This is a genomic window from Scytonema sp. UIC 10036, from assembly GCF_009725235.1.
In genome coordinates this window covers 20,865-33,194 of the sequence record NZ_WJFC01000042.1, presented here as the reverse complement: position 1 = coordinate 33,194, position 12,330 = coordinate 20,865, and the positions used below count along the sequence as shown (strand labels likewise).

Annotated in this window: 18 protein-coding genes and 2 pseudogenes; 9 read left to right on the top strand and 11 right to left on the bottom strand. The window is 38.0% G+C overall.

Annotated features, from left to right (window positions below; genetic code table 11):
- Positions 1–142 precede the first annotated feature (142 nt).
- From F7734_RS20680 to F7734_RS20670, 3 genes are read right to left on the bottom strand one after another with little or no spacing between them, the layout of a single operon-like run.
- Positions 143–331, bottom strand: a complete 189-nt coding sequence (locus F7734_RS20680; protein WP_166482031.1) for a hypothetical protein — start codon at positions 329–331, stop codon at positions 143–145.
- 23 nt (positions 332–354) lie between these two features.
- A complete protein-coding gene (locus F7734_RS20675) occupies positions 355–1,194 on the bottom strand; it encodes a GTPase (protein WP_155746425.1) in 840 nt (279 codons plus the stop codon).
- Positions 1,195–1,217: 23 nt separating this feature from the next.
- The gene (locus F7734_RS20670; RefSeq protein WP_207714160.1) at positions 1,218–1,883 is read right to left on the bottom strand and encodes a GTPase; all 666 of its coding nucleotides are present in this window, start codon (positions 1,881–1,883) and stop codon (positions 1,218–1,220) included.
- A gap of 592 nt (positions 1,884–2,475) precedes the next feature.
- On the opposite strand from F7734_RS20670, the gene F7734_RS20665 reads away from it, so the two are divergent.
- The 4 genes from F7734_RS20665 (at position 2,476) to F7734_RS62145 (ending at position 4,612) form a co-directional block, all read left to right on the top strand.
- A complete protein-coding gene (locus F7734_RS20665; RefSeq protein ID WP_155746424.1) occupies positions 2,476–3,417 on the top strand; it encodes a HigA family addiction module antitoxin in 942 nt (313 codons plus the stop codon).
- 76 nt (positions 3,418–3,493) lie between these two features.
- Positions 3,494–3,766 carry a prevent-host-death protein gene (locus F7734_RS20660; RefSeq protein ID WP_155746423.1) on the top strand — a complete coding sequence of 91 codons (273 nt, stop codon included), beginning with the start codon at positions 3,494–3,496 and terminating at the stop codon, positions 3,764–3,766.
- A gap of 1 nt (position 3,767) precedes the next feature.
- Positions 3,768–4,163, top strand: coding sequence for a type II toxin-antitoxin system VapC family toxin (locus tag F7734_RS20655; RefSeq protein WP_155746422.1), 396 nt, complete (start codon positions 3,768–3,770; stop codon positions 4,161–4,163).
- 212 nt (positions 4,164–4,375) lie between these two features.
- Positions 4,376–4,612, top strand: coding sequence for a hypothetical protein (locus F7734_RS62145; RefSeq protein ID WP_207714162.1), 237 nt, complete (start codon positions 4,376–4,378; stop codon positions 4,610–4,612).
- 62 nt (positions 4,613–4,674) lie between these two features.
- On the opposite strand, the gene F7734_RS20645 is transcribed toward F7734_RS62145, so the two are convergent.
- Both F7734_RS20645 and F7734_RS20640 read right to left on the bottom strand, forming a co-directional pair.
- Entirely contained in the window at positions 4,675–5,214 is a 540-nt protein-coding gene (locus F7734_RS20645) for a hypothetical protein (protein ID WP_155746421.1), read from the bottom strand.
- The gene (locus F7734_RS20640; protein ID WP_155746420.1) at positions 5,202–5,549 is read right to left on the bottom strand and encodes a hypothetical protein; all 348 of its coding nucleotides are present in this window, start codon (positions 5,547–5,549) and stop codon (positions 5,202–5,204) included. Before F7734_RS20640 ends, F7734_RS20645 begins: the two co-directional genes overlap by 13 nt.
- A gap of 224 nt (positions 5,550–5,773) precedes the next feature.
- Here F7734_RS20640 and F7734_RS20635 point away from each other — a divergent pair.
- The 4 genes and pseudogenes from F7734_RS20635 to F7734_RS20620 all read left to right on the top strand — a co-directional run.
- A pseudogene (locus F7734_RS20635) lies at positions 5,774–5,953 on the top strand (GUN4 domain-containing protein); the annotation flags it as partial.
- A 270-nt stretch (positions 5,954–6,223) separates the two neighbouring features.
- Positions 6,224–6,421: a hypothetical protein gene (locus F7734_RS20630; RefSeq protein ID WP_207714159.1), complete on the top strand. Its 198-nt coding sequence runs from the start codon at positions 6,224–6,226 to the stop codon at positions 6,419–6,421.
- Between the two features lie 34 nt (positions 6,422–6,455).
- The gene (locus tag F7734_RS20625) at positions 6,456–6,911 is read left to right on the top strand and encodes an isopentenyl phosphate kinase (protein ID WP_243146987.1); all 456 of its coding nucleotides are present in this window, start codon (positions 6,456–6,458) and stop codon (positions 6,909–6,911) included.
- 331 nt (positions 6,912–7,242) lie between these two features.
- The gene (locus tag F7734_RS20620) at positions 7,243–7,410 is read left to right on the top strand and encodes a type II toxin-antitoxin system HicA family toxin (RefSeq protein WP_166482036.1); all 168 of its coding nucleotides are present in this window, start codon (positions 7,243–7,245) and stop codon (positions 7,408–7,410) included.
- A 52-nt stretch (positions 7,411–7,462) separates the two neighbouring features.
- On the opposite strand, the gene F7734_RS20615 is transcribed toward F7734_RS20620, so the two are convergent.
- The 3 genes from F7734_RS20615 to F7734_RS20605 all read right to left on the bottom strand — a co-directional run bounded on the left by F7734_RS20615 (position 7,463) and on the right by F7734_RS20605 (position 9,596).
- Positions 7,463–7,843: a PIN domain-containing protein gene (locus tag F7734_RS20615; RefSeq protein WP_155746419.1), complete on the bottom strand. Its 381-nt coding sequence runs from the start codon at positions 7,841–7,843 to the stop codon at positions 7,463–7,465.
- Positions 7,830–8,066, bottom strand: a complete 237-nt coding sequence (locus F7734_RS20610; RefSeq protein WP_155746418.1) for a type II toxin-antitoxin system Phd/YefM family antitoxin — start codon at positions 8,064–8,066, stop codon at positions 7,830–7,832. The genes F7734_RS20615 and F7734_RS20610 overlap by 14 nt, the downstream gene beginning before the upstream one ends.
- 660 nt (positions 8,067–8,726) lie before the next feature.
- Positions 8,727–9,596 (bottom strand): aldose epimerase, encoded by an 870-nt coding sequence (locus tag F7734_RS20605; protein ID WP_155746466.1) that lies wholly within the window; start codon positions 9,594–9,596, stop codon positions 8,727–8,729.
- A 270-nt stretch (positions 9,597–9,866) separates the two neighbouring features.
- On the opposite strand from F7734_RS20605, the pseudogene F7734_RS20600 reads away from it, so the two are divergent.
- A pseudogene (locus F7734_RS20600) lies at positions 9,867–10,049 on the top strand (IS630 family transposase); the annotation flags it as partial.
- A gap of 159 nt (positions 10,050–10,208) precedes the next feature.
- Here F7734_RS20600 and F7734_RS20595 read toward each other — a convergent pair.
- The 3 genes from F7734_RS20595 to F7734_RS20585 form a co-directional block, all read right to left on the bottom strand.
- Positions 10,209–10,805: a TetR/AcrR family transcriptional regulator gene (locus F7734_RS20595; protein ID WP_155746465.1), complete on the bottom strand. Its 597-nt coding sequence runs from the start codon at positions 10,803–10,805 to the stop codon at positions 10,209–10,211.
- Positions 10,806–10,876: 71 nt separating this feature from the next.
- Positions 10,877–11,080: a HepT-like ribonuclease domain-containing protein gene (locus F7734_RS20590; RefSeq protein ID WP_155746417.1), complete on the bottom strand. Its 204-nt coding sequence runs from the start codon at positions 11,078–11,080 to the stop codon at positions 10,877–10,879.
- 296 nt (positions 11,081–11,376) lie between these two features.
- Positions 11,377–11,976, bottom strand: coding sequence for a Uma2 family endonuclease (locus F7734_RS20585; RefSeq protein ID WP_166482029.1), 600 nt, complete (start codon positions 11,974–11,976; stop codon positions 11,377–11,379).
- Positions 11,977–12,330: the final 354 nt, after the last annotated feature.

Sequence of the window (12,330 nt, the reverse complement as noted above, 5' to 3'; positions counted from 1 at the left end):
TCCTCTAGTCCATCAAGTTCATCGATTATTTGCTGTTTATCTTCATTAGTTAAAGCCATAATTGAATAACATTCATTAATTAAATATGAAATCCGTCTGTTTATTTTTTCCAACCACAGTCAGGATTGGAAAAAATAACCTTTTAACTAAAGATACTACAAATTGTACTCCAAAACCTTTGTAATTGGTCTTTTACCTTATTGTAAATTTCGGTTGCTGCGCTTCTTAACCAATTACTAAATGCCTCAAGAGAAGATATTTTTCTTTCTCTTTCCCCGCTATCTAATTGATCTAGCATTTCCAAAACTCTTTGTTTTTCTTCATCTGTCATTTTACCCATGCTTTGAAGTCTCCTTAATGTTGTGGTGTTGGGGAATCTTCAAGCCATTGTTTGACCTTAAGTATCATCTCTTGGTCATCCGCTAAGTCTTTAGAATTAGCTTGTATAACTAAGAAAAGCAAGTCACAGGATGGGATGATATCTTGATAAATCTTTTCATATTCTTTATCTTCTGAAATGCTTCGCCCATAACCAGGCAAATCAATAACAGATAAAGTTCCCCCTGTCGATAGTTCAAAATTCTTGACTTGTGCTTCAGTAGTACCTACAACTGTATGGCTGGTTTTCAATTTAGCGTTAAAAACATTGTTAATCGTTGTAGTCTTACCTACACCTGTTTTTCCTAAAACAGCTACTCTCGGTGGATGTGCATATTCTTCAGTCAATTTGTTTCGTATAAGTTCTAGTTCTTCAAAAGAAAGAATTTTTTTCATTTCATCAAAAAGTTCATTCCTTGAATCGTTTTTTTGCTCTTGATTCCTTATGCGCTTTTCACGCTCTTGCTGAACAAATTCTTTTACCTCAAAGTCGGCTAAATCGAAAGGATCGGTAGGACGCACGTTATCAAGTTTAAACCCAGCATGAGCGTTCCTTATTATCTTGCTTAATAAGGGTAGAAGACGGTAACACTTTAAAGCTGAATAATATTCCAAATACGAGGAAGATATTTGTGAATATTTAGCCAACTTATTAATGATATCTTCACTACGACGTTGAATCGCTCTCTCTGCTTCCTTAGTAGGTGCGTTCAGTCGTTCATTCCATCCATTTTCCACTAACTTATCAACTTGATTTAAGCCGATAACTAAACGAAGTTGGATATTTTTCTTGGTCTTTAAGAAAGAGCTTATCATCGTAAATCTTTTCCTTGTTCAACTTAACGTGCATTGCTATAAGCTGTTGAAAGAATACTCGACTTAAAATTTTCTAATCCCCATTTATAGACAGCTGTATATGGAACAATTTGAGTTTTGCTAAAAGGGAAAATACCACTAATGATATCATTAAATATTTTATAAACATCATCTATTTTTTCTGGCAATAGTCTGAATTGTGCTTGCGATGGTTCATTTAAGTCAATATTAAAAGATCGTTCACCCTCATCTACACCTAATTGATCTATTTTATTCAGAGCAACTGTAAATAAAAGTGATGAATGAAATAGTGGAATTAGTTTATTTAAGAAAATTTGATCTCGCTTGTAAGCTCTAGTATCTGCCTGAGTAATCCATACTAAAGAGTGCGCTTTTGGTAGCCAATATTGATAATAAGGCATATAGAATTCGTCAGCTTCTATGCTCTCACCAATACCAGGCATATCAACTACTTGTACTTGAAAACAACATAAATCTGAATATTGCAACTGATTCAAAATAGCAACTTGAGGTTCCTTGGTACAAGCAACTGCATTATCAGTATCCCAATTAAATCCGAACAACTGATTTATAGTGGTACTTTTACCAACGCCTGTTTTACCAAAAAAAACGATTGTAAATGGATTTTCTATAATACTGTTTGTTGAAATTGGATATATTGTACTCACCCTAATTATTACTCCTATGTACTAAAATCAATTGTTTCTTTCAGTTATAATTTGGAAATATTGATGAATTATGATTTGATTGTTATTGAATATGGCAACGTCCTTTGTCCAGCTTTAGTACTTGCTTTTTGTTCATGCACAATAATTATTAAAATCATCAAAAAACAAGGATTTACGTTTTAGATTGGAAAAAATTATACAATAACGACTACAATTAACACATTCAATTTCATTTACTATTATTTCTCCAAGTTTTACAAATATATTAGGTGTAAGTCAAATCAATGCAATGCCACTAAAAATGTTACATGATTATAGTTTGCCTATTTTTACTGACTGACACAAGGTAACTTTAGCAAGTTAATTTCAACTTAAGGCTTTCGTAAACAAACAAGAGCGATCACCCATATCTACTAGTACAAAGTAACTCCATTACCAAAAGTACGTTCACTTAGTGGTAGCTGACTGAAGCATTGCTCAATATAATTTATTTAACTGGAGTATAAAAAATTATTTACCAAAACGGTAAAGCATCAATGGACGCATTGATTGGTCAAAAGTTACTGCTGTATTGTTGACATTGGAGACTACCATGATTGAGACAACCCAAACATTCACTCCCGATTGGGTATCTCCTCCCGGTGATACCATTGCTGACGCCTTAGAAGAGCGTGATTGGACGCAAGCACAATTAGCAGAGCGTTTAGGCTACACCACGAAACATATCAGTTTGCTCATCAACGGCAAAGCACCGATTAATGAAGAAACAGCCCTGAAGCTAGAACGAGTTTTGGGTAGTACAGCAGCATTCTGGCTCAGATATGAAGCTCAATATCGCGCCGCTTTAGCTAGGAAAGAAGAAGAAAACCGCTTAAAGGAGTGGATATCTTGGTTAGATCGCTTACCAGTCAAAGAATTGATGAACCTTGGTGTAATTCCCAAGTGCCATTTAAGCGCCAAGAATAAACCAGCTTTGGTAAAAAAGTTACTACAATTTTTCGGTGTTGCCGAGCCAGAAGATTGGCAGAAATACTATGCAGGCATGGAAATTGCTTTTCGTCGCACCCGCTTTGAACAAAGTGATGTTGGTGCTATTACTGCTTGGTTGCGTTTGGGTGAAATAGAGGCAGAAAAACTGGACTGTCCTAAGTACAGCAAATCAAAGTTTGAAAAAGTGGTGCGCTCAATTTGCACGTTGACGGTGTTACCACCAGAGGAATTTGAACCACAGATGCAACAGTTGTGCCGAGACGCGGGGGTTGTGCTTGTTTTTGTACCATCAATTCAGCGATCGCATATCAGTGGTGTAGCGCGGTGGTTAAACCCCCATAAGGCACTGATTCAACTTTCAGTTGACAGTAAAACTCATAACCGCTTCTGGTTTCATTTTTTCCATGAAGCAGCACATATCCTACTACATGATAAAGAAAATATCTTTCTTGATGAATGGGATGCTCTTGAAAGTTCGGAATCAGAGCTAGAACAACAAGCAAATCAATGGGCGCGGAAACTTTTGCTCCCGTCTGAGTGCTAACCCATCGCTTAAGAAAATAAGCTAACGTGAGAACAGCCTCTGTATTCAATGCTTCCAAAACTTGGAGATTTTTAGAATGAAATGGACACTTGAAGAAGCCAAAAAACAGCTACCTTCAATAATTAATGCCACAAGTCTTGAGCCTCAGCTAATTTATACTCAGGAGGAATTAGTGGCTGCAATTGTAGATCCTGAGCTTTTCTGCGAATTTTTAAACTGGCGGCAAAAAACTGCCACAACATCTCTAGCTCCAGTCTTTAAAGAACTTCAGCAGTTATGTACTGAAGAAAATTATAGCCTAGAGATACCATCACGAAGCAATCGTGACAATCCTTTTACTGAGGAATAGGATGAGTCATCTTTGTGACACGAATATAATCAGTGAATTAACTCGCCCAATGCCAAATCCAGGGGTAATAGCATGGAGTGGTACTGTGAAATCTATTAATATAAGTGCGATTACAATTGAGGAAATTTATTATGGTTTAACAGCGAAGCCTAATGCTAGAATTCAAAACTGGTTTGAAAGCTTTCTGACAACTCACTGTCAAATTCTCCCCATTACCTCAGAAATTGCCAAGTGTTCAAGTGAGTTAAGAGGGTTTTTGAGAACTCAAGGGAAACCACGATCTCAAGCTGATATATTTATTGCAGCAACAGCTAAAATACATTCTTTGACATTGGTTACTAGAAATATTAAGGATTTTGATGGTTGTGGTATATCCACGTTAAATCCATTTAGTTGAATCTTTAGTACTAAATCTAAAAAATATTTGCCAATGCTATTGTAAGTACCAGCCATTACTCGTGCCTCAACGTAAACGCGTATTACAGCACGTAAATAAAGGGCTGGAAATAAGTTCTGAGGAACTAATTCAGCCCCACCCTTGGAAAGTAATACGCAATACCAACGGGGCGCTTTGCTAACGCATCTACCAAACAATCGGAACTAAACCTGATGCAGTTATATTTTTGTCACACGTCACTAACTGCACTATCTCACCTTTACTTACCAACACTGCAAGCGGCAGAACGTTTAATAGCTACAGCTTTATCTGGAAATCCACCGACTGAAATAGCCGAAGAATTAAAAGATTTGTTTATTCAAATTAATTTACATCCTTATTTACAACGTCATGGCATAAGTATTGATAACGAACAAATTAATGCTTTAATTTTAAAGAATGCAAGATAACGGTAGATGGAATTTATTCTTTCAAATATGAGCTTCATATCGCTTAATAAAAACCCACGCTACTACTTCGAGCCAACTAAGCTTACTGCTGTGTCTTTAATATCTTTAGCACTTGTATACAGTTGATGCGATAAAGTCCCATAGCTAAAAATCATGTCATCAATTCGCTGCCACAGTTCTTCAAGGTTCATCATTAGCTCTGCTTCGTCTCCTTCTGTACAAACTGAAATAATATGATTTTTACCTCCATCCCAAAAGCTAACCGCGACTAGAAACTCTGTTTCGTCCTTGCCTGCCCATATCTCTGTTAAACTCGCTATAGTCTGTGGTATTTTATCAATTTCCGTACAAGGGTAGGCGATTAATTGTTCGCTTGGTTCTAGTTCAAAGCTGGCGAATAATAAATTGTTAGTTGAGGATAGTTCTTCAAACCTGACTGTATCCTGCTCAACCAGCAATTCAAAATTTCTACTATTACAGCACGTAAATAAAAGGGTAGCCATCAAGGGTGATAATTTGTTGTCTTGTGCTAACGCAACTCTAGCAAGGGAGGTGACCCTCTGTCCTAGCAATGCCTGAAACTGTCCTTTTAATCTATCCATGCGAGTGCAGCTCCTTTTCTTGCTTCTAAAAATGTAACAAATTCACCATTCGATTGTCGAATCACAATTGCGTCACCTTTTCGGCTCCATAGTGCATCAGCAATAGACATATAGCGTTGTTGCCTTGTCTCTCCAGTTATGACAATTTCCTCAATCAGTATTTTGATTTCTTCTTGTCCTTGAGCAGAAGACACTTTGGCAATCTCTTTTTTTCCCATAGTCCGACGAATTTGCTCAGCATGTTTACGAAACTTTTCCAAATAGTTATTGCCGTAACTCACAGTTTGAGGAAACGAGTTAGGACTACTCACCGTTTGAACCTCCAAATCTGCCATAGCCCGGTTACAGGATGTTTGAAAGGTTATGATTCATGTATCAAATATTTTTTACCCCACCCTAACCCTCCCCGATGGATTGGGGAGGGAACTAAATTTCTCTCATTTCCCCCCTTTCACGCGTGGGGACTAAGGGGGGTAATCATGTGATTAAAATGACAGTTAACCACTTTTCAAACATCCTCTAAGATTGAGTCTTAGAATAAGAAGATAGCCATCGACGCTTTGGTTTCAGCGTTCAAAAGCAAATCTATCTTGATGTTGGTGGAATCCCCGACGGAAGATATAATAAAGAAGTTTGGAATAAGTATTGCGATCGCGTAGGATGGAAAGTGAACGGAGAGTGGAGCGACAAACCCCAAAAGTTTCTTTTCTCCGGCTTTGCTTGTGGTCGGTATTTTTAGCAAAAGCCTCGGTACTTAGCAGCGCACTCTTCCAAAGTTCGCCCTAACTGTAAAAAGGCAGGATGCCATTGGGTGATACCATCATTGCAAAGAGCGCTCGTGAATACCATAGTTACTAAAATCGTTAATACGAACCAAATATAAAGATTTTACTTTCCGTTACATAGTTGAGTTTTTCTCGCCGACTTACTGATATTTTGTATTGACTGTGTTTATTGGATGAAAATGCTAGTCTATTCTTAATGAATAACAGTCAAAGATAAACCCAGTATGACTCAGCTATCTAGTAACCGCACCTCACGTCGCGGAAGGGTATTTCCAGAACGCAAGTTATCTCCAGAAGAAATAGCAAAGCATCAGGCAGAAGATGAAGCTTTTGCTCAACGCTGTCGCCAGATTTATGACCGAGTTGCCAGCGAAATGATGAAAGAACATTATGATTGGTTCATAGTTATAGAACCTGATTAGCTGATTCTTATACTTTTTTTAGCGAAATTTCACTATGGAACTAGCATTAATAAAGCTAGGAGGATCGCTCATTACAGATAAGGATAAGCCTTATACTGCGAGACCTGAAGTGATGCAACGATTGGCTAGAGAAATCAATTATATACGGAATCAAAACCCCAATCTCAAATTAATTATTGGTAATGGAGCAGGTTCTTTTGGTCATCAATCGGCTAAGAAGTACAAAACTATTGATGGTTTTGTCTCTCCTTATGAAAGATTGGGATTTTGCCAAGTACACCAGGATGTTTTAGACCTTAATCTGCTACTAGCTAAGATTTTCTTGCAAGCAGATTTACCAGTGGTTAGTCTCCCTCCTATAACAATGGCAGTCACAAAAAATAAAAAGCTATTGGAAAGTAACTTTTCTTCTATAGAGAACAGTCTAACTGCCGATTTGATTCCTTTAGTTTTTGGTGATGTTAAATTGATGGAATTCCAAATTGGATAGTATCAGCTAAGACACTTGCTAGCTCCCGGTTTGCAAGTCGTGCGAAATGTTCGGCTCGTTTGTAAACCTCATCTGGCAACGTAATAGTTATTTGATTACTCATAACTTTCACGAGTTTTATTTTTAGATTTTTACAATTTTATCATAAATTATCACCGACTAAATTTATTTACTTAAGGGAAAACCACTCTGTATGCATTTTGTGGAGTGATTTTGTTAGTTAGCGATCGCTACTGTAACTACTTCATTAATTTATGATTTAGACACCTCAAACAAAAAACAAAGGAAAGAAAAGCAGAGATTTTCTTCAATTCACTAGAATTTAGAGAAAATTGGCTTTTCAGTGTATCGGCAACGCGGTAGTCATATTACAACAATTCGTCAAGAACCCACCAATCAAGTTACAGTTCCCAATCATAAAGAAATTGCCAAAAGCACATTACGAGCAATTATCCGACAAGTTTGTTTAAGTGTAGAAGAGTTTATTGCTTTGCTATGAAATCTACTTCATAACTCTCCTAAGTGCAACAACTAATATCTAGCATTAGACTTTAATCATACCATTTTGCATACAGATAGTTGTTAAGAATGTTTTCATCTTTGCTCAGTAATATATTGTTATTTATTAGAGCATTTGCTGTAATAATTCGGTCGAAAGGGTCGCGAGTCCAAGTAATCGTTAAAGCCATACTGATAATATCATTAAAGCTTCGCTCGCATATCTTTAAGCCAATTTGATTGGATAGATGAGCAATAATCAAATCTGGTTTATCCTTAATACGTTTTATCTCATATAAATACTGTAATTCTAATCTAACAATTTCCGAAATATAAACTTCATTTTCATTAATTAAAGTTTTAGCAATGTTAGTTAACTTATCTGTCAAACCAGAATATAGCCATGCTACTACATGAGTATCAAGATAAATCAATCTTAACCTCCTGCTCCCAACTGAGGTTAACTAAATCATCTGGATTGCCTTGAATAACATCAGGTTTAAAAGTCAAATTTTTAAGTTTATCTTTTTTTTCTGTAGAAATAATTTTTAATGACTTTCCATTTTTGATAATTTCTAGCGGAATACCCGTTTCTATGACTTCATCCAGTAGACGGTCGATGTCATGGCTCAATTCCGCGATGGTAACCTGTTTCATAAGAGTAGTTTTGTTGACTGAGTAGATTGCTAGCTTGACTTTTATGTAATCTAGTTTCAATTTTACTACATATTACATAAGAAAGATGAAGCTGCATTAAATCTAGTTATTGACTACTCTCAACAACCTGTTCCCCCTGTCACCGAGGAAACCTTTCAGTGGATACAAACACTATTACCTACTAACCAATAACTACATTTCTGACCCTTAAACATTCAATAATTCGATGAAATGTTGGGTTTCGTTCCTCAACCCAACCTACACTCTTCTTAATTCATCTCTTACGTACTCATTTAGTGGCAAGCGCCATTTTTCGAGAAACAACCATGGAATGTTCGGGAATTAGGTTCAATTGTATATACAGTCATACACTGTCCTTAAACCGTATTGATGATAGGCATTGCGCCTAAAAATACAAAAACACGTAGGTTGGGGAGCCATTCACGTGCTCTGGTTCCCAGAGTTGAGTGAAGTGGCGTTTGAGGAACGAAACCCAACATTAACAGACATTTGTTGGGTTTTTCAACAGTTTTACCCAACCTACGTAATTTCATTGTTTGAGCTAACCGCAGCCTGTAGCTGATGGATGCTGATAAATTTGTACCTCAGCAGACTAGAAAACGCTATGGTCATGCGATCGCCAAAGTTGAAAATTCCCAACTAAACACTTTCAACAGTCATGTTAATAACTGTTTCTACTGTTGTATTAGGTTCAGCCTGTAGTAAAGATTCGCCTGTATTTAAAGCATTACGGGGAGCACTCCAAGGTTCTAAACAGTAAAAATCTTTACCTTTGACAGTCCAAAATACTAGAGTTGAATAATTCTTGTCGTAGCTAACAGTTAGTTTGAGATTGCGACTTTGGTCAGTGACGACAGCAGATTGTTTGGAAAGATTAATGAAAGCAAAATCGATTTCATCCTGCTCAAAATCAAACTCTCCTGCAAATGATTGAACAGTCTTGTCACCCTTCACTTGATATTGATTGGACGGTAAATCGACAACCAATTTGCTTTTATCAGGTGCATAAAAGTAAGGATGAATGCCCGTTGCAAAAGGCATAGGTTCTTGAGATAGATTGGTGTGGCGGTATCGCAATTCTAAGTTATTGCCCCGAAGTGTATAAATAAAATTTAGCTCAAAGTCGAAAGGATAAACTGCACGGGTTTCTTCACTACTTTTAAGATTGACAGTTAGGCTAGCACCATTGGAATCTGACTGTTCGCTAACTTCCCAAGCAAGATTACGTGCAAAACCATGCTGTTTGAGTTGATATGTTTTTCCGTTGAGGGTATAGGTGTCATCAACTAAGTTACCACAGATGGGGAAAAGGAGTGGAATGCCACCCCGCACGGATAGAGTAGGATCGGCAAACCGCTCGGTATCCATGTAAAAAATATCTTGTTCCCTAAGGAGCCAAGTAGTAATAATACCTCCCCGTTCCGGAACAACGGTGACTTTGCTCCTGGTACTTTCATCTGAGAGAATGTATGTCTTGTATTGCTGTTGCTCTACTGCGATCGCGCACATAAATTGTTTACCAAAAACGCCTGATACCAAGGTCTCACAAAATGGTCTCAGAATTTTGTCGGCTAGAGCACGCCATAGTCTCCTCGTTCCCCAATGCCGCTTTTTGCAAGTGCATTGCGTATACAAAAGATACGAGCATTCGAGCTGCTCTACCAGTTACCAGTCGAATTTCTAGTAGATTGTCAAGATTGAATTGATGGGTTACAAAAACAGGTAATATAAACAAATATCCTTGACCAAGCAGTAGCGCAAAAATACCCAACTAAGCAGATGAGTAAAAAGTATATTGTCAGCTTGACAGCAGATGAAAGACTGATTTTGGAAGAGTTGACAAAGATTGGAAAATCTCCAGCTTATAAGGTCAATCATGCACGAATTCTCTTGAAAGCTGATACCAATACTCTGGATGGGGGTTGGACAGACGAAGCAATAAGCATGGCATTAGATATCAGTCTCCCGACAATGCCATCTTCAATCAAGTCAACGAAGCGATCGCTTAGCGAAACATCTGGCTTGAGTTGCGGATAACGAGCAGTTTTAGGTAAAGCAGGAAAGATGTGCAACTGTCCAAAGGCTTTAGAGAAAAGAAGTACCGTGCAATTTGCGCTGATATTAACTCTTATTAAGGAAGCAATGCAACGCCCGTTCTGGAAGAGAGCTTGCAAATTCTTCATCCAGTGGTAAGTGACCTACTAATAATCGGTAATAGATTGGACCATAGAGAATATCCATTGCCAGTTCGGGATCGAGGTTCGGATCGAACTCGCCGCTTTGAATACCTTTCTCCATCACTGCTCGTGCTGCCAAGCGTTGTGGTAAAAGAAATCTTTGGCGGAAATTCTCTAGAGCTTCCTTATCCCCTTGTCCTTCAGCTATGATTTCTGCCACAATCCGACCGTAGTCCCCACTAAATGCTTTCACTAGAGAGATAACTTGTCCCAAGAGTGCTTGTGCGGCAGAGGAGTCCTCAGGAAAAGGAATTTCTGAAATCACTTTTGCCAGAAAAGCATCGATGACTACAGCTGTTTTACTTGACCACCAACGGTAAATTGTGGTTTTGCCCACACCTGCTTCTCGTGCGATCGCTTCTATTGACAAATCCCGAACCGTCCCTTCCTTGAGCAATGTCCAAGTTGCATTTAAAATCGCCTGTTCTGCCTCCACAGAACGAGGACGTCCCGCCGAGTTTACAACATTACTTTGTTTCATCACAAAAAAACTTCCTGCACTTTCTTTTATTATATATTACGATACGTATTGTTTATTATTAAAATATTAATTCATGTTTCCAAATCTTTTATTGCCTTTTTAACCTCAATCAAAAGTAAACCTAAATCTTGAGTGATTACTTGCCAAACAATATCTAAATCAACATCAAAATCAGCATGAATAATACGATTTCTCATACCGATAATTGGTCGCCAAGGTATTTTAAAATACTTAGCTTGGCAAGGTTCAGAAACGTGATTAGCTGCTTCACCCATAATTCCAAAGCTAGAAGTTGGCTAAATAATACAAATTATAGAAATATCACTATCAGCAACAACAGTCTAGGTAGTGCGATCGCTTGGTATTACAGCGACTGTAATCTGCACTAAGCTCATCAATTTCTATGGGTTGCGGCACGATATTCTGAAACTGATTCCCTACCTTAACACAATTTGCACCCCATTGCCCGCTTTAGTCAGGGTTTTGCTATAATATAAAGAGTGCCATCACCTCATAAACCTAACAATCTCTGGTTTAAGACCTTTAAAAACAGAGCGATGACCATAAATTGTTAAAAATTAATGCGACGATAGATTTCAGTCAGTGGAATTTCTACGTTTAAACTGTGCAGAACGATCGCCTGCTCGAGGTGAGAGTGAACTTGCCATAACCAGCGATCGTTACTGTTACGATCCTGTTTGTGATACTGCTCAATATAGGGTTCAGTTTGGCTCACAAGCAGATATTCATCAAAACTGGCAATAGAGCGATATTTTCTGAATTTTTCGCCTCTATCGTAGGCTTCAGTAGAGGGCGATAGAACTTCGACAATCAGTAAAGGATTGAGAATTTCATCATTGCGCTCGCCATTGAACTCTGGGAAGCCATTAACAACCATCAAATCGGTATAAGTACCACACTGATATTCAGGAATCCAAACTCGCAAGTCACTGTTATACAAACGAAAATCGGTGTCTCTCAGCAAAAACCCCAAGTAAATTAAAAAGTTGCTGGCAATTGCACTGTGGGCTTCTGAACCTCCCGACATAGTAATAATCTCTCCGTTGTGGTATTCATGGCGTTCTGGGTTTGTTTCTTCCATAGCCCGATACTCGTCTAATGTCAGGCGAGTTGCGATCGCATTTGGGGAACTGGTTTGAGCAAAGACCACAATCAGACCTCTTGAATAATTAGCTGGAACAGAATTAAAACATTATTTATCGGAAAATCGCAGTGATGATGATAACTTTAGTGAAGCATTAGCAGAATTATTAAAGCGCGATCCTAATCCTGTAATTTATTATAAAGATATGCCTTTAGAAGAGCAAGAACGAATTTTTATGGCAAAAATCACAAAGCATTAGCTCTTGCTAGCACGATCGCGGCTTGTGTAACGACAGCCTTAAAAGTCAAGCACTCGCCTGAAAAGTAAAGTGCGATCGCACTTCTTGTAACCGTGCATCAAGAAAACCCTCTGATAGAATGTGCGATCGCTCTGTAAACTCAGTCTTGCGTAAATCCCTCT

What these genes read in the sequence shown, in the direction of transcription:
- F7734_RS20660 (WP_155746423.1), top strand. Translation starts at nt 3,494, where the DNA reads ATGAAATGGACACTTGAAGAAGCCAAAAAACAGCTACCTTCAATAATT.
- F7734_RS20610 (WP_155746418.1), bottom strand. Translation starts at nt 8,066, where the DNA reads ATGAAACAGGTTACCATCGCGGAATTGAGCCATGACATCGACCGTCTA.
- F7734_RS20655 (WP_155746422.1), top strand. Translation starts at nt 3,768, where the DNA reads ATGAGTCATCTTTGTGACACGAATATAATCAGTGAATTAACTCGCCCA.
- F7734_RS20605 (WP_155746466.1), bottom strand. Translation starts at nt 9,596, where the DNA reads ATGTGCGCGATCGCAGTAGAGCAACAGCAATACAAGACATACATTCTC.
- F7734_RS20630 (WP_207714159.1), top strand. Translation starts at nt 6,224, where the DNA reads ATGACTCAGCTATCTAGTAACCGCACCTCACGTCGCGGAAGGGTATTT.
- F7734_RS20595 (WP_155746465.1), bottom strand. Translation starts at nt 10,805, where the DNA reads ATGAAACAAAGTAATGTTGTAAACTCGGCGGGACGTCCTCGTTCTGTG.
- F7734_RS20665 (WP_155746424.1), top strand. Translation starts at nt 2,476, where the DNA reads ATGATTGAGACAACCCAAACATTCACTCCCGATTGGGTATCTCCTCCC.
- F7734_RS62145 (WP_207714162.1), top strand. Translation starts at nt 4,376, where the DNA reads ATGCAGTTATATTTTTGTCACACGTCACTAACTGCACTATCTCACCTT.
- F7734_RS20680 (WP_166482031.1), bottom strand. Translation starts at nt 331, where the DNA reads ATGACAGATGAAGAAAAACAAAGAGTTTTGGAAATGCTAGATCAATTA.
- F7734_RS20625 (WP_243146987.1), top strand. Translation starts at nt 6,456, where the DNA reads ATGGAACTAGCATTAATAAAGCTAGGAGGATCGCTCATTACAGATAAG.
- F7734_RS20645 (WP_155746421.1), bottom strand. Translation starts at nt 5,214, where the DNA reads ATGGATAGATTAAAAGGACAGTTTCAGGCATTGCTAGGACAGAGGGTC.
- F7734_RS20590 (WP_155746417.1), bottom strand. Translation starts at nt 11,080, where the DNA reads ATGGGTGAAGCAGCTAATCACGTTTCTGAACCTTGCCAAGCTAAGTAT.
- F7734_RS20675 (WP_155746425.1), bottom strand. Translation starts at nt 1,194, where the DNA reads ATGATAAGCTCTTTCTTAAAGACCAAGAAAAATATCCAACTTCGTTTA.
- F7734_RS20640 (WP_155746420.1), bottom strand. Translation starts at nt 5,549, where the DNA reads ATGGCAGATTTGGAGGTTCAAACGGTGAGTAGTCCTAACTCGTTTCCT.